The organism is Sphingomonas sp. jy18 (assembly GCF_056931895.1).
In genome coordinates, this window is the sequence record NZ_JBXPBT010000009.1 from 39,443 (window position 1) to 60,779 (window position 21,337).

Annotated in this window: 24 protein-coding genes; 5 read left to right on the forward strand and 19 right to left on the reverse strand. The window is 66.9% G+C overall.

Annotated elements, in window-relative coordinates; all coding sequences use genetic code 11:
- Positions 1–51 precede the first annotated feature (51 nt).
- The 6 genes from AC0QC4_RS15590 to AC0QC4_RS15615 all read right to left on the reverse strand — a co-directional run bounded on the left by AC0QC4_RS15590 (position 52) and on the right by AC0QC4_RS15615 (position 6,908).
- Positions 52–1,917, reverse strand: a complete 1,866-nt coding sequence (locus AC0QC4_RS15590) for a DUF885 domain-containing protein (protein ID WP_483660929.1) — start codon at positions 1,915–1,917, stop codon at positions 52–54.
- A 163-nt stretch (positions 1,918–2,080) separates the two neighbouring features.
- A complete protein-coding gene (locus tag AC0QC4_RS15595) occupies positions 2,081–2,575 on the reverse strand; it encodes a DUF3291 domain-containing protein (protein WP_483660931.1) in 495 nt (164 codons plus the stop codon).
- 21 nt (positions 2,576–2,596) lie between these two features.
- Positions 2,597–3,355, reverse strand: coding sequence for a hypothetical protein (locus tag AC0QC4_RS15600; protein ID WP_483660933.1), 759 nt, complete (start codon positions 3,353–3,355; stop codon positions 2,597–2,599).
- A gap of 27 nt (positions 3,356–3,382) precedes the next feature.
- Complete coding sequence (locus tag AC0QC4_RS15605; protein ID WP_483660935.1) at positions 3,383–5,023, reverse strand: lysine--tRNA ligase; 1,641 nt, start codon at positions 5,021–5,023, stop codon at positions 3,383–3,385.
- 168 nt (positions 5,024–5,191) lie between these two features.
- Positions 5,192–5,545, reverse strand: coding sequence for a hypothetical protein (locus tag AC0QC4_RS15610; RefSeq protein WP_483660937.1), 354 nt, complete (start codon positions 5,543–5,545; stop codon positions 5,192–5,194).
- A 58-nt stretch (positions 5,546–5,603) separates the two neighbouring features.
- Positions 5,604–6,908 (reverse strand): NAD(P)/FAD-dependent oxidoreductase, encoded by a 1,305-nt coding sequence (locus AC0QC4_RS15615; RefSeq protein WP_483660939.1) that lies wholly within the window; start codon positions 6,906–6,908, stop codon positions 5,604–5,606.
- A gap of 119 nt (positions 6,909–7,027) precedes the next feature.
- Here AC0QC4_RS15615 and AC0QC4_RS15620 point away from each other — a divergent pair, with 119 nt between their 5' ends.
- The gene (locus AC0QC4_RS15620) at positions 7,028–9,793 is read left to right on the forward strand and encodes an ATP-dependent DNA helicase (protein WP_483660941.1); all 2,766 of its coding nucleotides are present in this window, start codon (positions 7,028–7,030) and stop codon (positions 9,791–9,793) included.
- Between the two features lie 78 nt (positions 9,794–9,871).
- A complete protein-coding gene (locus tag AC0QC4_RS15625; protein ID WP_483660944.1) occupies positions 9,872–10,420 on the forward strand; it encodes a SixA phosphatase family protein in 549 nt (182 codons plus the stop codon).
- A gap of 27 nt (positions 10,421–10,447) precedes the next feature.
- Here the strand turns inward: AC0QC4_RS15625 and AC0QC4_RS15630 are convergent, their stop codons facing one another.
- From AC0QC4_RS15630 to rpmF, 5 genes are all read right to left on the reverse strand, one after another.
- Positions 10,448–10,810, reverse strand: coding sequence for a MerR family transcriptional regulator (locus AC0QC4_RS15630; protein ID WP_483660947.1), 363 nt, complete (start codon positions 10,808–10,810; stop codon positions 10,448–10,450).
- A 5-nt stretch (positions 10,811–10,815) separates the two neighbouring features.
- Positions 10,816–11,112 carry an integration host factor subunit alpha gene (locus AC0QC4_RS15635; RefSeq protein ID WP_483660949.1) on the reverse strand — a complete coding sequence of 99 codons (297 nt, stop codon included), beginning with the start codon at positions 11,110–11,112 and terminating at the stop codon, positions 10,816–10,818.
- A 108-nt stretch (positions 11,113–11,220) separates the two neighbouring features.
- Positions 11,221–12,186, reverse strand: a complete 966-nt coding sequence (locus tag AC0QC4_RS15640; RefSeq protein WP_483660951.1) for a beta-ketoacyl-ACP synthase III — start codon at positions 12,184–12,186, stop codon at positions 11,221–11,223.
- Complete coding sequence (gene plsX, locus AC0QC4_RS15645) at positions 12,183–13,238, reverse strand: phosphate acyltransferase PlsX (RefSeq protein ID WP_483660953.1); 1,056 nt, start codon at positions 13,236–13,238, stop codon at positions 12,183–12,185. The genes AC0QC4_RS15640 and plsX overlap by 4 nt, the downstream gene beginning before the upstream one ends.
- 32 nt (positions 13,239–13,270) lie before the next feature.
- Entirely contained in the window at positions 13,271–13,450 is a 180-nt protein-coding gene (gene rpmF, locus AC0QC4_RS15650) for a 50S ribosomal protein L32 (protein WP_483660956.1), read from the reverse strand.
- Positions 13,451–13,710: 260 nt separating this feature from the next.
- Here rpmF and AC0QC4_RS15655 point away from each other — a divergent pair, with 260 nt between their 5' ends.
- On the forward strand, positions 13,711–14,142 hold the full coding sequence (locus AC0QC4_RS15655; RefSeq protein WP_483660958.1) for an MAPEG family protein: 432 nt from the start codon (positions 13,711–13,713) through the stop codon (positions 14,140–14,142).
- Positions 14,143–14,152: 10 nt separating this feature from the next.
- Here AC0QC4_RS15655 and AC0QC4_RS15660 read toward each other — a convergent pair whose 3' ends face one another.
- From AC0QC4_RS15660 to ygfZ, 4 genes are all read right to left on the reverse strand, one after another.
- A complete protein-coding gene (locus AC0QC4_RS15660) occupies positions 14,153–14,818 on the reverse strand; it encodes an MBL fold metallo-hydrolase (RefSeq protein ID WP_483660960.1) in 666 nt (221 codons plus the stop codon).
- Between the two features lie 64 nt (positions 14,819–14,882).
- Complete coding sequence (locus AC0QC4_RS15665; protein ID WP_483660962.1) at positions 14,883–15,407, reverse strand: retropepsin-like aspartic protease family protein; 525 nt, start codon at positions 15,405–15,407, stop codon at positions 14,883–14,885.
- A gap of 43 nt (positions 15,408–15,450) precedes the next feature.
- Positions 15,451–16,449 carry a hypothetical protein gene (locus AC0QC4_RS15670; RefSeq protein ID WP_483660964.1) on the reverse strand — a complete coding sequence of 333 codons (999 nt, stop codon included), beginning with the start codon at positions 16,447–16,449 and terminating at the stop codon, positions 15,451–15,453.
- Positions 16,450–16,514: 65 nt separating this feature from the next.
- Positions 16,515–17,306 (reverse strand): CAF17-like 4Fe-4S cluster assembly/insertion protein YgfZ, encoded by a 792-nt coding sequence (ygfZ, locus tag AC0QC4_RS15675; RefSeq protein WP_483660966.1) that lies wholly within the window; start codon positions 17,304–17,306, stop codon positions 16,515–16,517.
- Positions 17,307–17,328: 22 nt separating this feature from the next.
- Here ygfZ and pyrC point away from each other — a divergent pair, with 22 nt between their 5' ends.
- Complete coding sequence (gene pyrC, locus AC0QC4_RS15680; protein WP_483660968.1) at positions 17,329–18,384, forward strand: dihydroorotase; 1,056 nt, start codon at positions 17,329–17,331, stop codon at positions 18,382–18,384.
- On the opposite strand, the gene AC0QC4_RS15685 is transcribed toward pyrC, so the two are convergent.
- From AC0QC4_RS15685 to AC0QC4_RS15695, 3 genes are read right to left on the reverse strand one after another with little or no spacing between them, the layout of a single operon-like run.
- Positions 18,381–18,899: a hypothetical protein gene (locus tag AC0QC4_RS15685; RefSeq protein ID WP_483660970.1), complete on the reverse strand. Its 519-nt coding sequence runs from the start codon at positions 18,897–18,899 to the stop codon at positions 18,381–18,383. The two genes, pyrC and AC0QC4_RS15685, sit on opposite strands and share 4 nt — an antisense overlap.
- Positions 18,900–18,936: 37 nt before the next feature.
- Entirely contained in the window at positions 18,937–19,833 is an 897-nt protein-coding gene (gene rarD / locus AC0QC4_RS15690; RefSeq protein WP_483660972.1) for an EamA family transporter RarD, read from the reverse strand.
- Positions 19,834–19,871: 38 nt separating this feature from the next.
- Entirely contained in the window at positions 19,872–20,093 is a 222-nt protein-coding gene (locus AC0QC4_RS15695) for a hypothetical protein (protein ID WP_483660974.1), read from the reverse strand.
- Between the two features lie 197 nt (positions 20,094–20,290).
- On the opposite strand from AC0QC4_RS15695, the gene AC0QC4_RS15700 reads away from it, so the two are divergent.
- Positions 20,291–21,037, forward strand: a complete 747-nt coding sequence (locus tag AC0QC4_RS15700; protein WP_483660975.1) for a hypothetical protein — start codon at positions 20,291–20,293, stop codon at positions 21,035–21,037.
- A gap of 44 nt (positions 21,038–21,081) precedes the next feature.
- Here the strand turns inward: AC0QC4_RS15700 and AC0QC4_RS15705 are convergent, their stop codons facing one another.
- Positions 21,082–21,336 carry a hypothetical protein gene (locus AC0QC4_RS15705; protein WP_483660977.1) on the reverse strand — a complete coding sequence of 85 codons (255 nt, stop codon included), beginning with the start codon at positions 21,334–21,336 and terminating at the stop codon, positions 21,082–21,084.
- Position 21,337 lies beyond the last annotated feature (1 nt).

The following is a 21,337-nucleotide window of genomic DNA, read 5'->3' on the forward strand; positions in this document are numbered from 1 at the left end:
TGCTATCGGGCATCCGCGGCAAGTTGCAAGCCTGCACTGTCAATCAAGCCTTTACCCTGCTTTCACCCGGGCGATCCAGGCGTCGATCTTCTGTTCGAGGATCGGCAGCGGCAGTGCGCCGGTCATCAGGATCTGCGCGTGGAAATCGCGGATGTCGAAGCGGTCGCCGAGCTCGCTCTGTGCCTTGGCACGCAGCCGCTGGATGGTCAGCGCGCCGATCTTGTAGGCCAGCGCCTGGCTCGGGATGGCGATGTATCGCTCGACCTCGGCGGTGGCGTCGGTGCGACCCATGTCGCTGTTGGCGAGCATATAGTCGATCGCCTGGTCGCGGGTCCAACCCTTGGCGTGGATGCCGGTATCGACCACCAGACGCATCGCGCGCAGCATCTCGTCGGAGAGCGTGCCGAAGCGCTGATAAGGATCGTCGTACAGCCCCATTTCGGTGCCCAGCGTCTCCGCATAGAGCGCCCAGCCCTCGACATAGGCGGTATTGCCGCCAAAGCGCATGAACGGGGGCAGCGCATCATTTTCCTGCGCGAGGCTGATCTGGAAATGGTGCCCCGGCGCGCCCTCGTGCAGATAGAGGGTGGTGATGCCCGGCGTCGTGCGGCTCGGCAGATCATAGGCGTTGAAATAGAAGATGCCTGGGCGCGAGCCGTCCGGCGTGCCCTGCTGATAGCTGCCGCCCGCTTCGAACCGCTCGCGGAACTCCTCATAGGGGCGGATTTCCAGCGGCGCGCGCGGGATGGTGGAGAAGAAGCGCCCGATCACCTGGTCGACCTGACGGCCGACCGCATAATAACGCTGGGTCAGCGACTCCCGCGTCGCTTCCTTGAATTGCGGATCGGTGCGGATGAAGTTGAAGAAATCGGTCAGGCTGCCGGTAAAGCCGACCTGCGTCTTGATAGCTTCCATCTCGCCACGAATGCGCGCCACCTCCGACAGGCCGAGATTGTGGATCTCTTCGGGATCGAGCGGCAGGGTGGTGGTCTGCTCGACCAGCTGGCGATAGAGCTCGGGGCCGCCGCGCATGTGCAGCAGGCCGACGCCTTCGCGCGCCACCGGCAGATATTCATCGCGCAGGAAGTCGCGCAGCCGGGTCAGTGCCGGGAACACCTCTCCGGTCAGCGATGCGCGCAGCTTGGCGGTCTGTTCGGCCTTCTGCGCATCGGTAAAGCCTTCCGGAAAGCGCGTCGCCGGCCCGTAGTAGGGCGATTCCTCGAGCGGCTGGGCCAATTGCGTGTCGAGCTGGGCGATGACGTTGCGGATGGTCAGCTGCGTTTCGACGACGCCCGACGCCATGCCCTCGCGGAAGCGGCCGATCGACCGGTCGATCAGCGTCGCGAACTGGGTGTGGCGCTTCAGATTATTCTCATAATCCTCGATCGTGCGGAACGGCGCACCGCCCTGCCCGCTGGCGAAATTGGGATAGAAAGTGTGCACGCCGAAGAAATGGTTGATCGGCCGCACCGTGGTCAGTGCCAGGATTTCCGGCGTCAGTCCGCGCAAATTGTCCCGCAGCTGATAGGCAAAGACGTCATAGGCGAGCTGGTCGGTCGGGTTGAGCGCTGCCCGGTCGATGGCGCTCAATCGCGCCAGCTCGGATTCATTGGCCGCCCGCTCGGCCGCGAAATAGGCATCGGTGATGCCGTCGCCGAGCTGGTCGGCATAGCGATTGTCGCCACGGAACAGCGCGAACAGGGGGTTGCGCCGCAACTGGTCTTCATCGCTGTCACGGAACAGCTGCCACAGCGCCTCATGCGCCGCGCTCTGTGCGCTGCTGGCGCCTTCGGCCTGCACGGTGGCGGCCGCCGCGGCCGAGGCAACAACCGTTTCCGGCGCGCTCTCCGCTGCCATGGCAACGCTGGCGAAAGGCAGGGACAGACTGGCGAGCAAGGCTATGCGAAGGCGGGACATCGAACGATCCTCTGACTATGTGTATTGCCGTATCAATACAGGATGGGCAGGCGCTGGCAAGCGGCGAGGTGCTTAATTGCCACCAGCGCCAAGCGACAAAAGCAAGGCAAGGGCAAAGGCGCATGACCTGAACTGCGCCGCTGGGTCGCCGGACCGCGCCACGTCACACGGCGTCGCAGCGATCCGCCACCGGCGCCGCGGTCGTGCCGTCTGGCGCGGGGAAAGCCCGGGCGAAGGTAAAGGCTTCGCTGGTCGGGCCGTGCTCGGCGAGATGTGCGATTTTGGCGAGGCCCTCGGCAACGCTGGGGATATGCCCGGCGGGCACCCACCACAGCGCCTGATAGACGGCGATATGCTCCAGCCACTCGCGCCGCCGCCGCATGATGGCAAGATGGCTGGCGTTGCGGTAGACGAAGTCGGCAAGCGCATCGATGCCGGTCCACACCGACATGTTGACCGCCAGCCGCGGATCATCGGGCACGGCATCGATATCGATCGCATCATTGCCTTCCCCCACCAGCCGCCAGACAAAGCCGGGCGCCCCATCCGCTTCGGCGTTGACCGGGTCCAGCGCGGTCATGAAGGGCGCGTTGGCCGGATCGTCCTTGGGCAGCGCGAAGCGCGCGATGTTGATCTGGGCAATGTGAAAGGGACTCATGACTGCGCTCCGTCCGCCAGCTCACCGAAGTTCGGCATCGCCATAGACCCGTCTGAGCAAGGCAAACAGCAGCCGGTCATGATCGGCCAGCTCGGCCCGGGTGTTGACGTGATTATGCACGCCATCCCCGCCGGCAACGCCCTCACGATTGACGTCGAAATAGGTCTGTACGCCTTCTGCCCAATATTCGTTCAGGCTGCTGCCGGCATAGCTGTTGTTCCATAAACCTGCCGCCTGCGCCGCCGCATAGGCCTGCTGCAGTTGCTCTACGAACGCCAGGTCGATGCTGGCCAGGCCAAGCTCGCCAATGGTGTGCGCAAGCTCATGGACGAATATATTCTCCTGATTGCTGTTGCGGAGCAGATTGTCCTCCGTGCCCGCGGTGATCGGCAGCGTAAGCGTGGCGCCGAACCCGGCCCAGAAGCGCTGGTCGATCGACCGGTCGGGAAAGGCGGCGGCAAATTCCGGGATGTCGCCAACGCCCTCATCGGCGGCCAGAATGACAATGCGGTTGCGCTGCGTTCTCAGCTGTGCCGCAACCGAGCGCGGCATGGTGCGCATCAGCAGCATCGCCTGCCGTTGCGCCTTGTACAGCGCGGCATCCGATACCCCGGCCGAGCCCAGGACAGGAATCCCGTCGGCGTCCAGATATTTGGCATACCAGCGGCTGGCGATGCCGAATTCGGCCCGGACCGCGTCGGGGACCGGTCCGATGCCGTTCGCCGGCGGCGGAGCTGCCCCGACCAGCAGCAACGCCGCGACCGCAGCGACACCCGCCATCCGGCACCGGCGCCGGTCGCGCGCCATTCAGGCCAGCGCCTCCGCAATCAGTGCGCGGGTGTTGGCGACGCCATAGAGCGCGATGAAGCTGCCCATGCGCGGGCCCTGCTCGCTGCCCAGCAGGATTTCGTAGAGCGCCTTGAACCAGTCGCGTAAGGACGCGAAGCCATGCGCTTCGTCCTTGCCGATCTCGTAGACGGCGGTCTGGATATCCTCGGCGCTGGCGCTTTCGCCCAGCGTGTCGAGCGCCGCATCGAGCGCCGCCAGCGCACCCGCCTCGCTCGCAGTCGGCTTGCGCCGCGCCAGCGTCGGCGCGACGAAATCGCGGTTGTACGCCAGTGCAGCACCCACAAATTTGGAGAAATCCTCGTCTGGATCGCGCCTTTTGTATGCTTCCACCATGTTACCTGAAGGTCGGTCAATGACCCCAGCAACGCCAAGGTATTTCTTTAGATACTGTGTGACATTAAGCTCCGTTGCAGAGGGACCGAGCACACCGACCAGATTGAGCAGCAGGCCGAAGGTCACCGGCGGGCCATCCGCAGGCACCGCTCCGCCATGGATATGATGCACCGGATTGCCCAGCCGCTTGTCCACATCCTGCGCGGCATAGCTCGCCCGGAACTGCTCATATTCATCGACAGCGCGGGGGATGACGCCGGGGTGCAGCGACTTGGCGGACTTGGGCTCGCGATAGAGATAGAAGGCCAGACTCTCCTCGGTGCCATAGGTCAGCCACTGTTCGATGGTCAGGCCATTGCCCTTGGACTTGGAAATCTTCTCGCCATTTTCGTCGAGGAACAGCTCGTAGATCATGCCCTCGGGCTTCCGTCCGCCGAGGATCTGCGCGATCTTGCCGCCCAGCGTGACGCTGTCCGTCAGGTCCTTGCCGCACATCTCGTAATCGACGCCCAGCGCCGCCCAGCGCATGCCCCAGTCGGGCTTCCACTGCAGCTTGGAGCCGCCGGACAGGATGCAGTGCTCGATGGTGCGGCCGTCCTCCTCGAACCGCACCAGCCCGGCTTCGGCATCGACGACAGTGATCGGCACCTGCAGCACATGGCCGGTGGTGGGGCTGACCGGCAGCACGGGGGAATAGGTCGCGGCGCGCTCGGCGCGCAGCGTCGGCAGCATCACGCCCATGATCGCGTCATAGTTGCGCAGCACGTTGCGCAGCGCCTCGTCGAACGCGCCCGAACGATATTGCTCGGTCGAGCTGACGAACTCGTAATCGAAGCCGAAGCGATCGAGGAAGGCGCGCAGCATGGCATTGTTGTGCGCGGCAAAACTGTCATGCCCGGTGCCGAAGGGATTGGGCACCACCGTCAGCGGCTTGCCGAGATGCTCGCGCAGCATGTCCGCATTGGGGACATTGTCCGGCACCTTGCGCAAGCCGTCCATATCGTCACTGAACGCCACCAGCCGCGTCGCCGCGCCAGGCACCAGCGCCTCATAGGCGCGGCGCACCATCGTCGTGCGCAGCACTTCCTGGAAGGTACCGATGTGCGGCAGCCCGGACGGCCCGTAGCCGGTCTCGAACAGCACCGGCCCCAATGCCGCCGGCTTGCCCTGCGGCCAGCGCTTGACGATCCGCCGCGCCTCCTCGAACGGCCAGGCCTTGGAACGGGTCGCTGCCTCCTGCAGCATGTCAACGGTGAGTTCGATCATAGCCTGCGCCCATTGCGGCTTTGTGCGGCGAGAGGCAAGCGGGGGATGGGGGCGATTGTAGGGGGGCGGTCGAAAGAGAAACTTGCCCGTCGGCTAACGACCCCAATGTCGCCGTCAGTCCTGTGGCGGAAAGCGCCCACTTGTGGACCTCCCTCTGAAAAATGCCAGTTAGGCAATCCACTCCTTATGCTGCTCGATCATGCTTTCCCTTGCCCATTCGTGAAGCGAACTGAACAGGCCAGTTGCGGGCCACGCCGGATCGGCCTCTTCGCCACGTGCCCAAGTCAGATGGACCTCCGCTACTCTGCCGTCTTGCAATATGAAAAGCGCATCATCGCTGTCAAAACGCCGAGCTATAAGCTCACCAGCCAAGCCTTTTAAGATGTGCTTGGGACCGACTTCACGAACAAGCTGGCGCTCCCAACCAGCCCGATATTCGGCCTTTTTCTGTTCAGGCCAGTCCAAATCTGCGATTGCCACCCACGGCTCAAGCCACTCCATGACTCTGACTTTTGCCTGCATAGCTCGTCAGTGTCTATGTCCATTTTCCAACCCATTCCAGCCGTCCCGCGCTTCCCCCCTACCGCCCCCGCAGCACCGGCTCCGCCACCCGCGTCGCCGGCAAATCCGGCGCGACGTCTCCCGTTATCAGCCGCGCGCTGCGGTCGAAGGTGATGTAGCTCCACACCCAGCTCAGCGCGACCACCACGCGGTTGCGGTAGCTGCTGAGGAACAGGATGTGGGCGATGCTCCATGTCAGCCAGGCGCTGAAGCCCGACAATCGCACCCGCCCGAAATCGGCGACCGCGCGGCTGCGGCCGATGGTCGCGAGATTGCCATAGTCGCGGTAGCGGAACGGCTCGACCGTCCGCCCGTGCAGCGCCGCCCGGATGGCGCGCGCCACATATTTGCCCTGCTGCTTGGCGACCGGCGCGACGCCCGGCAGCATCCGCCCGCTGGCGTCGGTGCAGGCGGCGGTATCGCCGATGACATAGACGGATGCGTCGCCGCAGGCGTTGAGCATCGCGTCGACTTTCACCCGGCCCGAACTGTCGCGATCGCACTCGAGCCATTCGGCAGCGCGCGAGGCGGTGACGCCGGCGGCCCAGATGACCGTGTGCGCGGGGATGAACATGCCGCCGGCGTGCACGCCTGTCGCATCGACCGCATCGACACCGGTACCGCACAGCACCTCAACCCCCAGCGACTCGATCGCGGCCTTTGCCTTGGCCGACAGTTCCTCGGGAAAGGCAGGGAGCAGCCGGTTGGGGCGCTGCACCAGATAGATTTTGGAGCAATGCGGGGTGATGTGGCGGAAATCCATCGACACCGATTGACGCGACAGTTCGGCAATCGCGCCGGCCATCTCGACACCGGTCGGCCCGCCGCCGATGACCACGAAGGTCAGCAGCGCCTTGCGCCGCTCCTCGTCGGTTTCGGTCTCGGCGCGTTCGAGCGCGAGCAGGATGTTGCGGCGCACCGCGGTCGCATCCTCGATGGTCTTGATGCCCGGCGCAAACGGTTCCCACTCGTCACGGCCGAAATAGCTGTGCCGCGCGCCGGTGGCGATGACCAGATGATCATAGGGAATCGGCGCATTCTCGCCGCAGATGACAAGGCGGCGCGCGCGATCGATGCCGTAGACCCGGTCGAGGATCACGCGGCAATTGGCCTGGCGGGCGAAGATCGAGCGGATCGAGCCAGAGATGTCGGCGGGCGAGAGCCCGGCGGTCGCTACCTGATAGAGCAGGGGCTGGAACAGGTGGTGGTTGCGCTTGTCGATCAACGTGACATCGACGGCGGCATGGGCCAGCCCGCGCGCTGCGGCAAGGCCGCCGAATCCGCCGCCAATGATGACCACCTTGGGCCGGTTGTTCTCCGTCATGCGATCCCCTCCGAACGCGTTTTCATAGCCTTGTTTCGCACATGCAGCAAAACAGGTTACGCGAAAGCGCAATCGGCTTTTGTGTTTCACTTCTGTTCCTCACCCTCTAATGCTGGGGCATGCCCCCCCTGCCCTTCCCTGCGCTGCATGCCAGTCACGCCGGTATCTGGCTGGCCGCGCCGACCGGCGAGACGCGGGCGCTGGGGCGCGGGGAGGCGGTGCGGATCGCGGCTGACACGCCGGTCATCCTGCTCGGCGCGCCGATTGTGGGACAGCGGCTGGGCTATCCCGACCTGTCGGGGCTCGACCTGCTCGAACTGTTCGCCTTCGTCCATCCGGCCCGCTTTGCCGTGCCGACACCTAAGGGCCTGGCAAGTGCGCTGGGCATCGGCGGCGCGGATGCGGCTGACCCCGACGTGCCACGCCTGCTGCTCGCCTGCGCGGGCAAGCTGCTCGCCACGCTGGAGGCCAGGGACTGGGCCGAGCGCGAAGGAGCGTGGGACATGGCGCAAGGCCTCGCCAGAGCACGCTGGCCCTGGGCCCCGGCGGTCACCCCGCGGCTCAAGACCCCCGCCAAGGGCGAGCCCAGCCTGTTCGCGCGCCTGCCCGAATGGGAAGAGAGCAACCCGCGCCCGCAGCCGCGCCCCGTTTCCGTCCCGCCCGAGGCCGCCGCGCTCAGGCTGGCCGAACTGACCGGTCATGGTGCCGAGCAGCGCGCCGGCCAGCGCGCCATGGCCGAGGCGACGGCGGGAATGTTCGCACCGCGCGACCGCAAGGGCGGGCCGGTGATGCTGCTGGCGGAGGCCGGCACCGGCATCGGCAAGACGCTCGCCTATCTCGCCCCGGCCAGCGAATGGAGCGCCGCGTCCGGCGGCACCGTCCATATCTCCACCTTCACCAAGAACCTGCAACGGCAATTGGCGCGCGAAACGCGTCGGCTCTACCCCGACGAGGTCACCCACCGGGCCAAGGTGGCGGTGCGCAAGGGGCGGGAAAATTATCTCTGCCTGCTCAATCTGGAAGATGCGCTGCAGGGCGGCTTTTCCGGGCGGGCAGCGATCTTCGCGCAACTCGCGGCGCGCTGGGCAGCCTATACCCGCGATGGTGACATGGTCGGCGGCGATCTGCCCGGCTGGTTGCCGACCCTGTTCCGCCGCGCTGGCGCCACCGCGCTGACCGACCGGCGCGGCGAGTGCATCTATGCCGGCTGCCCGCACTGGCGCAAATGCTTCATCGAACGTTCGGCGCGCGCGGCGCGGGACGCGGACATCGTCATCGCCAACCATGCGCTGATGATGGTCAACGCCGCGCGCGGGCGGGAAGGGGAAAGCCCGCCGACACGGATGATCTTCGACGAAGGCCATCATCTGTTCGATGCGGCGGACTCGATTTTCGCGGCCGCGCTGACCGGGCAGGAAGCCATAGAATTGCGCCGCTGGGTGATCGGCCCCGAGGGCAAGAGCCGGGGGCGCCGGCGCGGTCTCGCCGCGCGCCTCGCCGACGTCGCCAGCTATGACGATGCCGGGGGAGAAGCCATCGAGGCCGCGCGCCTCGCCGCGCTGGCACTGCCCGGCGACGGCTGGCTGACGCGCATCAACGAAGGTTTCCCTGATGGCCCGATCGAGCAACTGCTCGCGGCAGTGCGCGCGCTGGTCTATGCCCGCGACGCGCAGGGCGAACGGCGCGAGGGCGACGCCGGCTATGGGCTGGAGGCCGAACTGGCCGAGCCCGACGGCACCACCGTGGCAATGGCCGGAGAGGCGATGCTGGCGCTCGATGCGCTGCTGCGCCCGCTGACCCTGCTCGGCCAGCGGCTGGAGGCACTTCTGGAGGAACCGCCCGACTGGATGGACGGGCAGGCACGCGCGCGCATCGACGGGGCGCTGTCGGCACTGGGCTGGCGTCGCGATACCCTGCGGGCCTGGGCCGGGCTGGTGGCGCGGATCGGCGGCCCGGCCGACCCGGGTTTCGTCGACTGGCTGGCGGTCGACCGCATCGACGGGCGAGAGATCGACATCGGGCTGCACCGCCGCTGGCTCGACCCGACCAGACCGCTTGCAGAGACAGTTTTGGCGCCCGCGCATGGCGTGCTGGTGACCTCGGCGACGCTGGCGCTGGGCGACTGGGACCGCGCCGACCGCCGCTCCGGCGCGCTGCATCTGGCCAAGCCGCCGCTGCATTTCGCCGCTGAAAGCCCGTTCGATTATGGGCAAGCCAGCGAGGTGCTGATCGTCACCGACATCAAGCGCGGCGACATGCCGGCGCTGGCCAATGCCTATGCCCGGCTCATCGCAGCGGCGGGCGGCGGCACGCTCGGCCTGTTCACCGCCATCCGCCGGTTGCGCAGCGTGCATGCGCGCATCGCCGATCATCTCGCGCGCAGCGGCCTGCCCGTCTACGCCCAGCATGTCGACCCGATCGACACCGGCACGCTGATCGACATTTTCCGCGATGACCCGCGCGCCTCGCTGCTCGGCACCGATGCGCTGCGCGACGGCGTCGACGTGCCCGGCGAATCCCTGAGGCTGGTGGTGATGGAGGGGGTGCCATGGGTCAAACCGTCGGTGCTGCACGCCGCGCGACGGATGGCGAATGGTGGCAGCGCCTATGACGACGAGATCATCCGCACCCGGCTGGCGCAGGCCTTCGGCCGGCTGATCCGCCGCGCCGGCGACCGCGGGCAGTTCGTGCTGTTGTCGGGCGCGGTGCCGTCCCGCCTGCTCAGTGCCTTTCCAGCGGCGACGCCGGTGCGACGGGTGAGCCTGGAAGAGGCGATCGTGCGCGTCGCAGCGGCAGGAGCACCGCATCGGCAAACTCGTCATGCCCACGGGCGCGGGGGTCCAATCGATGCCCTGCCAGCCGGATCCCTGCCGTCGCGGGGATGACGAAAGGCTTTACCTGCGGTCGGCTCCGACTAGGGTGCCGAACACGAGAATCGCCATCACGCCGGGGAGAGTGCGGGCATGAAGAAGCTGAGCATGTTGCGCCATGCCAAGTCGGGCTGGGACGATCCGGTCGCCCGCGATTTCGACCGGCCGCTCAACCCGCGCGGGCGCAGCGGGGCCGAAGCGATCGGCAACTATGCCCGCCGTGAGGGGTTGCTCGACATCGATTACATCATCGCCTCTCCAGCGGTCCGGGTGACCGAAACGCTCGACCTGTTCCTGCCCGCCGCCGGGCTGGACGATATCGAACCGCATTGGGACCGGCGCATCTACCTGGCGTCCTCGGCGACGCTGTTCGACTGTCTGCGCGATCTGCCCGACGATGTGCAGCATGTGCTGATGTCCGGCCATAATCCCGGCATGGAGGATTTGATTCTCGAACTGGTGCCCGACGACGGCAGCTCGCCGCTGCGCGACCAGATCGAGGAAAAATATCCGACAGCGGCGCTGGCGATGCTCGACCTGGCGATCGACAGCTGGGCGGACGCCGATGTGCGCACGGCCGCGCTGACCCATTTCAAGCGCCCGCGTGACCTTGATGCGTCGCTTGGCCCGGACGACGATTGACCGCCGCAACGGCGAAAGACGAAGGGATCAGCGGTCCAGCGCGGCCTGCAACCGATCCCGCAGCAGGGTCAGCCGGGCCAGCGAGATGCCGCCACCCCGGTCATCGCGCGCGGGTGGGGCGGGTGCTTCGGCCGAGGGCGATTGCGCCGCTCCGCCAACGCCGACCGCGCGCGCCGCGCCTTCCAGCGTATAGCCCTGCTCGGTGACCAAGCGGTGCAACTGGCGCACGATGGCGATGTCCCCGGTGCGATAGTAGCGGCGCCCGCCGGCGCGGCGCAGGGGCCTCAAGGCTGCAACATTGCGCTCCCAATAGCGCAGGATGTGCGGGGCAATTCCGGTCTCGGCTGCCAACTCTCCGATGGTCTTCAACGCATCGTCGGATTTGGCCATATTGTTCAGCCGCTATTCGAAACGCGGCCGCGCAGCGCCTGACTTGGCCGAAATCCGACCACTCGGCGCGGCGTGATGCGGGCTTCGATTCCGGTCTTGGGATTGCGACCGACCCGCTCGCGCTTGTCCGACAGCGTGAAGGTGCCAAAGCCGCTCAGCTTCACTTCCTCGCCGCGCTCCAGACTGGCGACGATGCGGGTCAGTACCGCTTCGACCATCCGAGCGCTCTCCGCCCGTAACAGCCCGAATTTCGTGTAGATGGCCTCGGCAATGTCGGCTCGGGTCAAAGTAGAAACAGTCATACGCTGCCGGCTCCCCATCCGAAAATCTAGCGCTTGAGAAAGGTAGCGCGATGACTGGACAGGCGCAAGCTGATTACACTTGCATGACGATTCCGGAGCGCTGCGGCACTACATCCGCAGCAGGCTGGCACCCCAAGTAAAGCCGCCGCCCATTGCCTCCAGCACGACCAGTTGGCCCGGCCTGATGCGGCCATCGCGCACCGCCTCATCCAGCGCCAGCGGCACTGAGGCGGCAGAGGTATTGGCGTGACGATCGACGGTGCGCACCACCCGTTCGGGATCGAGCCCCAGCTTTTTCGCCGTCGCGTCGATTATCCGGGCATTGGCCTGATGCGGCACCACCCAGTCGACGTCCTCGGGCCGATGCCCGCCAGCCGCCAGCACCTCGCCCAGCACCGATGCCAGGTTGGTCACCGCATGGCGGAACACCTCGCGCCCCTGCATCCTGAGATGCCCGACGGTCTGCGTCGTCGATGGCCCGCCGTCGACATAGAGCATCGGGCCATGCCGCCCGTCGGCGTGCAACCGGCTCGCCAGAATGCCGCGATCCCCCGCATCATCGCTGCGGCTCAGCACGACCGCGCCGGCCCCGTCCCCGAACAATACGCAGGTGGCGCGGTCTTCCCAGTCGAGAATGCGGCTCATCGTCTCGGCGCCGATCACCAGCGCATGCTCGGCAGCACCCGCTTGCAGCATCGCGTCAGCCACGCTGAGCGCATAGAGGAACCCCGAGCAGACCGCCTGCACATCGAAGGCGACGCAATCGTCGATGCCCAGCGAGGCCTGCACCTTGGTGGCGGTTGCCGGAAACGTGCTGTCGGGAGTCGTCGTCGCCAGCACGATCATGCCGATGGCGCTGGTCGGAAGGCCTGCGGCCGCCAGTGCCTGCCGCGCCGCCGCGGTAGCCAGCGTCGCGGTTGTCTCGCCCTGCCCGGCTATATGGCGCTGGCGGATGCCGGTGCGCTCGACGATCCATGCGTCGGTGGTATCGACCTTCTCGGCAAGTTCGGCATTGGTAACGCAGCGAACCGGCAGGGCGCTGCCCGTTCCGGCAATGAGGCTGCGCCGGATCATTGCGCCGCTGTAGCTCGCGCGGGCTGTCCCGACGCTTTCAGCCCGGCAAGGTCGGTCTGCACCTGTCCGACGATATCCTTGGCGAGCAGCTCGGCGCAGACATGGATGGCATTGGCCACGCCCTTGTCGTTGGCGCTGCCGTGGCTTTTCAGCACCACGCCGTTGAGGCCGAGGAAGACCGCACCATTATGATTGTTGGGGTCGAGGTGGTGCCGCAGCAGTTCGGTGGCCGGGCGGGAGATGAGGAAACCGAGCTTGGAGCGCAGCGAGCTGGTGAAGGCCCGACGCAGCAGATCGGTCACGAACCGCGCCGTGCCCTCGATGGTCTTGAGGGCGATGTTGCCGGAAAATCCGTCGTGCACCACCACATCGACATTGCCGCGCGACAGCTTGTCACCTTCGACATAGCCACAGAATTCGAAACCCAGCCCCTCGGCCGCGCGCAACGTCGCTGCTGCCTCTCGCACCGAATCGATGCCCTTCAGTTCTTCGGTGCCGATGTTGAGCAGGGCCACGCGCGGCCGCTCGACGCCGAGCGCAGTGCGCGAATAGGCGGCGCCCATCAGCGCGAATTCGACGAGATTGTTGGCGTCGCATTCGGTGTTGGCGCCCAGATCGAGCATCACCACGTCATTGTCGCCGAGCGTCGGCAGCAGCGCGGCAAGCGCGGGCCGGTCGATGCCCGGCATGGTCCGCAACGCGACTTTGGCCATCGCCATCAGCGCGCCGGTATTGCCGGCCGAAACCGCGCCACCGGCCGTGCCCTGCTTCACTGCATCGATGGCGAGGCCCATCGAGGAGCCGCGCGCCTTGCGCAGCGCCTGGCCGGGCTTGTCATCGCCGGACACGACCTGATCGGTATGCACGACCGTGGAGCAAGCGCGCAGGGACGGATGGGCGACCAGCGTCGCCTCTATCCGCGTTGCGTCGCCGACCAGCAGGAAGCTGAGATCGGGATGGCGCTCCAGCGCAAGGGCAGCGCCGGCAAGCATGACCTCGGGACCGGTATCGCCGCCCATCGCATCGATCGCGATCCGCGGCTTTGGTCCCACCAGGCTCATCCTCTCGCCGACCAGCTTGCGGCTCAGGCGCCGACTGCCACCACTTCGCGGCCGTTGTAGTGGCCGCAGGCATTGCAGATGTGATGCGGGCGCTTCAGCTCACCGCAGTTCGAGCATTCCTGGAATGCTTCGACGCTCAGCGCGTCATGGCTGCGGCGCATGCCGCGCTTCGACGGAGAGGTCTTTCGCTTGGGGACGGCCATGGGACTACCTGTTCGATTCTGATGTCATTGTCTGTTCGGGCGGCCCTTACGCTTTCCCCCTGCCATTGGCAAATCGCCCCTGCACCGCCACGCAGACAAGCATGCGGCACCAGGGCAACGGGCGCAGAGAGAGGGAATCGCACTAGCCGATCGTTGGCGGGCCATAGCGAAATGCCGTCAAAAGGCAAGCATTGCCGGTTGAATGTCTTGCGTGCCTGCCCCACTACACCGCGCATGGGAGCAATATCGGGGGAAAAATCATGACACCGGCAGTGACGCTGATCTTCGCCGCAGCCGCCGCACTGGTCAATCTGTGGCTGTCCATCCGCTGCGGCCGGGTGCGCGCCAGCGCCAAGATCAGCCATGGCGACGGCGGCAATCCCCTGCTCGCGCGGCGGATGCGCGCGCAGCTCAACTTCGCCGAAAACACGCCGGTGATCCTGGTGCTGTTCCTCGCGCTCGAGCTCGGCGGTATCGACCGGCTGTGGCTGGCGATCATCGCCCCCGTCTATATTGTCGCGCGGATCGCGCATGCGGTGGGCATGGACGCGGAAAGCGACAGCAAGGCCCGGATGGCCGGCGTGCTGCTGACCATGCTGGTGACATTGACGCTGGCCGGCCTCGCCGTGTGGTGGGGCTATGCGGCGCTGTCGATGCCGCCGGTGCCGTCCAGCATCGGCGCCGACGCCTGACCGCGACGGCTCAGCTCAGGATATAGTCGCTGACATAGGCGTTGGTCTTGCGCTCATGCGCAAAACTGCTGGTGGGGCCATGGCCGGGGACGAAGATGGTCTCCCCGCCAAGCGGCCACAGCCGGGTGGTAATCGCCTCGATCAGATCGGCATGATTGCCCATCGGGAAATCGGTGCGGCCGATCGACCCCTTGAACAGCACGTCGCCGACAATCGCGATCTTGGACGGCGCATGATGGAAGACCACATGGCCCGGCGTATGGCCGGGGCAGTGGATGACGTCGAGCGTGCAGTTGCCGACAGTCACGGTATCGCCATGCTCCAGCCAGCGATCGGGCTCGAACACGGCGCCGTTGACGCCATATTTGCGGCCGTCCTCGTCGAGTCGGCTGATCCAGAAGCGGTCGTCCTCGTGCGGCCCTTCGATCGGCACGCCCAATTCCCTGGCGAACGTACCCGCCTCTCCGCAATGGTCGATATGGCCGTGGGTGATCAGGATTTTTTCTAGCGTCAGCCCGGTCTGCGCCAGCGCCGCGCGCAGCTTGGGCAGGTCGCCGCCCGGATCGACGAACGCCGCCTTGTTGGTGGCGGTGCACCACAGCAGCGTGCAATTCTGCTGCAGCGGGGTGACGGGAATGATGGCCGCACGCAGCGGCGGCAGGGTCTGATCGGTCATGGCGCCCAAGATGGCGCGGGGAACGCGGCGTTGCAACCTGGGGTCGCGACCGTGAGTATCGCCGTCACTTCAGCTTCATCGTGTCGCCGCTGATCGTCACCTCGGACAGGGTGCCCAGAAAGGATTGGCCAAGCAGCGGGGTGGACAATGCACTGCCGCGCATCACCCCGGCGGGAATGTCGACGCGCTCGACATCGCCGATCCGCACGCTCGCCAGCCGCACCGGTGCGAACTCGACCTCGCCGTTCGCGGTCAATGCCCGACCGGTGTAGGCGTTGTCCGGCGGCGCAATGCCCAGCTGTTGCGCCAGCGCCTCGTCGATGACGATGAAACTTGCGCCCGAATCGACCAGCATCCGCACCCGCCGACCGTTGAGCAGCACGTCCGCGCGGAAATGGCCGTCCATGTCCCGCTGCAACTCCACCGTCGCGCCATAGCGTGGCGGCGGCAGCGCTTCCGGCCCTGTCCGGGTTGATTCGACCGCCGTCGCCCGCGGCGCATCGTCGCCAGCGATCCGGTCGAACTGCAGCGTGGCCAAGGCCAGCGCGAAGGCGACCAGAAACACGACGGACAGGGTGCGCCATTGCATGGGGACAGGGCTTAGCGGCAGCAGGTTTAAACGCGGTGAATGCTCAGCGCGCCGGTTCGGCAACGCCGGTGCGCGCCTGCATCGTGTCGAACTGCGCGGGAGCATCGACACCCTGCCCGGTCAGACGGATGCGGGTACAGGCATAGGGGCGCTGCGCCAGATTGTCCGCATCCTTGCTGTCGATCGGCCATAGCTGCGCTGCAGCGTCCCCTTCGCCCGCAAAGCAGGCGATGGCTTCTTCCGCGCCGCTCGCCCGCGCATTGCGTTGCCAGGCTTCATCGGCCCACAAGGGCGGCTTCCAGCCGAAGATTTCGATGCTGACGGGTGCGCCGCTGCGCAACCAGGCAAAGGGCGTGGTCGCAGCGTCGCCGGTCAGCAGCGCCAGCACCTCGTCGATCTCGCGCGGGCTGCGCCGGGCGCCCGGGCCGCCTCCGTGCATCGCGGCCAGCACCGTCCGATCGCCGGCGCGCACCGCATCGGCAAAGCGCGCCGCCGCCGCCAGCATGCGGGTGCGGGTGTCCCCCGCCGCCAGCGGCGCAAGATTGCCGAGATCGGGCCCCGCTTCGGCACGGGTCAGGCGGGTCGGCACCGCCTCGCCCAGCACATCGACATGCACCGCACGCATCACCCGACCGGAGAAATAATGGCAGAAACCGGTCATCATCACGATCGCGTCCTGGCCACTTCCCTCGCGGGCTGCGGCTTCGGCATCGGTGCGCAGCGCGTCACAATCGCTGAGCCGCCCGATCACCCGGACACGGGTCGGCCGGTCGAACGTCTCGCTCGCGTAGAACCCCAGCACCGCACCGCTGCTCGAAGGATCGTTTTCGCGCTGCTCCTGCCGATAGCGCGCGCGCTCGTCCTCGACGAACAGTCGCCCGACGACAATGCCGGTCATCGACACGCAGGGCAGGCTCGGCCGCCCGCTGGTCGCCTCGGCAAAGTCGATGTCGGGCGCACGCGAGCGCTGGCATTCCTGCGCAGCAACAGGGGCAGCGGTCGCGGCGAAAGCGAGGGCGGCAAGGGCGAATCGCACTATCATGTGCGCCAGCCTAGGCGCGGGACGCTGGCGCGTCGATGAACGAGCCCGGCGGGACTGGCTGCGGTTCAGCCGCGCTCCCCCATCCAGTCGCGCCAGCCTTGTCCCGCCATGTCCTCGACCCGGCGATGCTCGACCGACAGGCCCAGCGCGGGATAGGCGATGCGCTGGCGCTTGGCATCGGCCAGCGGCACCACCGCCATCCGCCGGTTGACCGTCGAGCGCCAGTTCATCCGCGCGGTATTTTCCTGGCCGACATAGCAGCCCTTGGTGAAGCTGACGCCATTGAGCTCTGCCGCATTGCATTCGAGCCACAATGTCTCGCCGCTGCCCAATTCAGCCTGCCCTTCGGTCACACCGAGCGACAGGCGGTGCGCGCGCCAGGCATCGTCTGCAGCGTCCTCGGTCGCCGGGGCCAACCAGCGGTCGCCCAAGGCGGGAAGGCGGGGGTCAATCATGGTGCTCCCCTGCGAAGGCAGGGGTCCATCACCGGAGGTTGCGCTTTCCTCCGACGCTGGTGTTTCCGGCGCGTCCCGGTGATGGGCCCCTGCCTTCGCAGGGGGACACCAATGGACGCACAGTTCTGGCTCACGTTCGATGCTGATCTTGCGGCGCAGGCGATACAGCGTCAGCCGCTTGGCAAGATCGCCCGCCGCAGCACGCTCGCAATCGATCAGCAGGTCGTCGCCATCTGCCCACACCAGGAAATCGAACAGGCACTTGCCCTGCGGCGTCAGCAGCGCCGCCCACACCGGCAGCGTGCCGGCGACGTCGTTGGTCACCAGCCCTTGCAGGAATCCGCGCACATCCTCTCCCGAAAGACGGATCAGGGCACGGTCGGTGAGGGTTGTTGCGGGCATGGGGCTTAGGTAGGAGCGGGCCATGCAAATGTCACCCGACCGCATCACCATCCGCCGCCCCGACGACTGGCATGTCCATCTGCGCGACGGCGCCATGCTCGCGAGCGTCGCGCCCTACACCGCGCGCCAGTTCGCCCGCGCCATCGTGATGCCGAACCTCTCGCCGCCGGTGACCACGGTCGAGAGCGGAGCCGCCTACAGGGACCGCATCCTTGCCGCCACGGCAGGGCATGATTTCACCCCGCTGATCACCTGTTACCTGACCGACGGGCTCGACCCCGACGAGATCGCGCGCGGCCATGCCGAGGGTGTCTTCACCGCCGCCAAGCTCTACCCGGCCCATGCCACCACCGGCAGCGCGCATGGCGTTACCGATGTGCGGCACATCCATGGCGTGCTCGAGCGGATGCAGGCGATCGACATGCCGCTGCTGATCCATGGCGAAGTGACTGACTCGCACGTCGACATCTTCGACCGGGAGGCTGTCTTCATCGAGCGTACCCTGTCGGGCATCGTCCGCGATTTCCCGGGTCTGCGCATCGTCTTCGAACATATCACCACCGCCGAAGCGGTCGATTTCGTCGATGCGAGCGGGCCACAGATCGCGGCGACCATCACTCCGCAGCATCTGCACATCAACCGCAACGCCATGTTCGCCGGCGGCATCCGCCCGCATGCCTATTGCCTGCCGGTTGCCAAGCGCGAGAAGCATCGGCTGGCGCTGCGCCGCGCGGCCACGTCAGGCTCCGCCAAATATTTTCTGGGGACAGACAGCGCACCGCACGCGATCGGCGCCAAGGAAGCGGCCTGCGGCTGCGCCGGCATCTTCAACGCCCCCTTCGCCATCGAAAGCTATGCCGCCGTGTTCGAGGAAGAAGGCGCGCTCGACCGGCTGGAGGCCTTTGCCTCGGAAAATGGTCCCGCCTTCTACCGCCTGCCGCTCAACCAGACCATGGTGACGCTCGAACGCACCGCCCACGCCGTGCCGCAGGCACTCGATGCGGCCGGGACACAGGTGGTTCCGTTCCACGCCGGCGAGACGCTGGCGTGGCGCCTGATTGAAGAGTTTACGACCTAGCCGAGCCCGAACGGGTCGTCGGCGCATTCATAGCGGCCTGCCCTGCCAAGCTGCGCGCGCAGGGCGTCCGCTTCGCGCATCGCGCGCCACGCCACCCAGATGCTGACGGTGGCGAGGAAATAGCCCGCCCAGGCGATGACCCAGCGTCCGCCATCGGCAAGCTCGGTCGCGCCGTAGTTGCCGAACTCGTGCGCAACGAACAGGCGCACCGCATACATCGCCGTGCATGCCGCGCCGATGGCCAGCGCCGCCATCCGCAGCCGGACCATCAGGTCGAGCGCACCGGTCCATTCCCAGAACAGCAGCACGCCGAGCAGCAGGGCCGTGCCCGCCGCTGTCGCGATCAGCCGCGCCTCGCTGAACAATCGCCCGCTGCTGGTGGGGTCCAAAGTCGCGTTCACGGTCAGCACGGCATAGGCGAACAGCCAGAATAGCGCGGCTGCAACCAGGAAGGCATGCATCCGCTGCCCGCGCATGCCAAAGGGAATCGCTACCGCTTCGTGCCTGCTTGCCATGTCATTCTCCCGCTCGCTGGACGTCAGCCAACCGCCCTCAACGCGCGACTTGCGAAAAGGTTCTCCACGCCGACCAACTATAGAGCGCAAGCCCGGTCCAGATCAGCGGGAAGGCGATGAGGTGCGCCATGGTCAGCGGTTCGCGGAACAGGAAGACCGCCAGCACGAACTGGATCGAGGGGGCGACATATTGAATGAGCCCGATGGTCGCGAAGCTGATCTTCTTCACCGCCAGATTGAACAGCAGCAGCGGCAGGGCGGTGACCGCGCCCGCACCGACCAGCAACACATCCGTCCAGCCATCGCTGCCCAGGCCATGCGCCTGCCCCTGCGCCGCCTGCCAGGCGATCCAGCCGAGCGCCACCGGCAGCAGCAGCCCCGTCTCTATGGCAAGGCCGGGGATGGCGTCGACCACCGCGACCCGCCGGGCAAGGCTGTACAGCGCCCACAGCCCGGCCAGCGCCAGGCTGATCCACAATGTCTGCCATGCCCCGGCGCCGAGCACCGCAACGCCCGCCGCCGCGACGGCAACGGCAATCCATTGCAGGCGTTGCAGCCGTTCCCCCAGCACCAGCGCGCCGAGCATCACTGTCAGCAGCGGGCTGATGAAGTAGCCGAGGCTGGCCGCCAGCACATGCCCGCCATTGACCGCCAGCACATAGACGATCCAGTTGCCGGCGATAAACAGGCTGGTGAGAAACAGCAGCAGCCGGGTGCGCGGCACCGCCAGCGCGGCACGGATGGCGGGCAGCTCGCTGCGCCACCACAGGATCGCCAGCAGCAGCGGCAGCGACCAGAGAATGCGGTGCGCGACCACCTCCCCCGCGTCGACCGACGCCAGCGCCTTGAAGTAGAGCGGAATGATGCCCCAGACGAAGGCCGCGCCGAGCGCCTGCAGCAGCCCGGTGCGGGCGGTGGATGGGGGAGAGGTCACAGCGGCGCGCTACGCGCCGCGCACGACCGCCGCAAGCCTCAGATGATGCCGCCACCCAGTGACAGGCGCACGATGCCGATGATGATCACCACCAGGTTGAGGTTGCGCCCGCTGCGGCTGCTCGACAGCTGCCCGAACGCCAGACCGACCAGCGCCAGCGGCACGATCAGCCAGTACGCCCAGCCAAGGAAGGGAAAGAAAGCGAAGATCCCCAGAAACAGGGCCACGACGCCAATGAGCAGGGAAAGGATGTTGAGCATGGACGATAGATAGGCCCCGCACCCCTGCACGCAAGTGTGCCATCAAAATAATACACTTGGCGTCGGGTCGTCCCATATGCGCACAGCCGCGGCACGGCTTAACCTTGTTGCTAACTTGCGATTAACCGCCATCGCCCGCATGGTGCCGCCATAGAAAGTGCGGGCAGCCGCACCTGTCGTCGATGGAGAATGCCGCCATGTCCGCCCGCAGCCTGATGCTCGCCGGAGCCGCCGTCTGCATGAGCCTGTCGCTTGCCGCCTGTCAGGGGCGCCAGGCCGAAGTGGCTGCCGAAGGGGACGCCGCCACCGGCAGCGACCCCGCTGTCAACGGCGCGCTCGGCACGCCGATCATGGTCGATCGCGATCTTGCCGGCCAATCCAATGCCAATGCCGCGACCAGCGGCGCGCGCCCGGTCGAAGGCGGGGTGCCCACGGTACAGGGCGGCGGCACGGTCACCGAGGCGACGGGCGATGCCCGCCGCATTGCCGGCGGCACTCTGATGCGCGCGCCCGAGGCCGTGGCGTGGTCCGATACCTGCGATTCCAATTGCGAAGTCACCCGCCCGGCGACGCTGGGCGGCCTTGCCCGCCAGCAGGGCGGAGAAGCCTGTGCTGCCGATATCCAATATGGTGCGGGCTGGGCGCAGCGCCTGCCGGCCGCCTTCCCGGTCTATCCCCGCGCCGAGCTGGTCGAGGCTGCCGGGGTGATGAACGGGCGGTGCAACGTCCGCGTCGTCAACTTCCGCAGCCGCGCCGGCATGCAGGCGGTGCTCGACTTCTATTACACCCAGGCCCGCCGCGCCGGTTATGATGCCGAACATGTCGTGCGCGGCGAAGAACATCTGCTCGGCGGCACGCGCGGCGACCTTGCCTATGTCGTGATGCTGCGCCCGATGGCCGGCGGCCTCGTCGACGTCGACCTGATCGCCAGCGGCGGGCGCTGATCCGCCTGCGCCACAGCCCGGTCGCAGGGCTTGCCGCGAGCCGCTCAGTGCCGGGTGCCGACGCGCCCCGACTCCTTATCCATCCAGCCGATCAGCCGTTCCACTTCGCGCCAGCGGCAGAAATGGGCGGCATTGTCCCGCGCCCGGGCCGCAGCGGCGCGCAGTTGCGCCGCCAGCGCCGCTTCGCTGCCGAATTCGCTGACCAGCGCCAGCGCATCGTCCACCGCGCCATTTCCGGCAAGAAAGGGCGGCTCTGCTGCGGCTCGCACAGCAGCGGGAATCAGAAGATCGGAGAACATG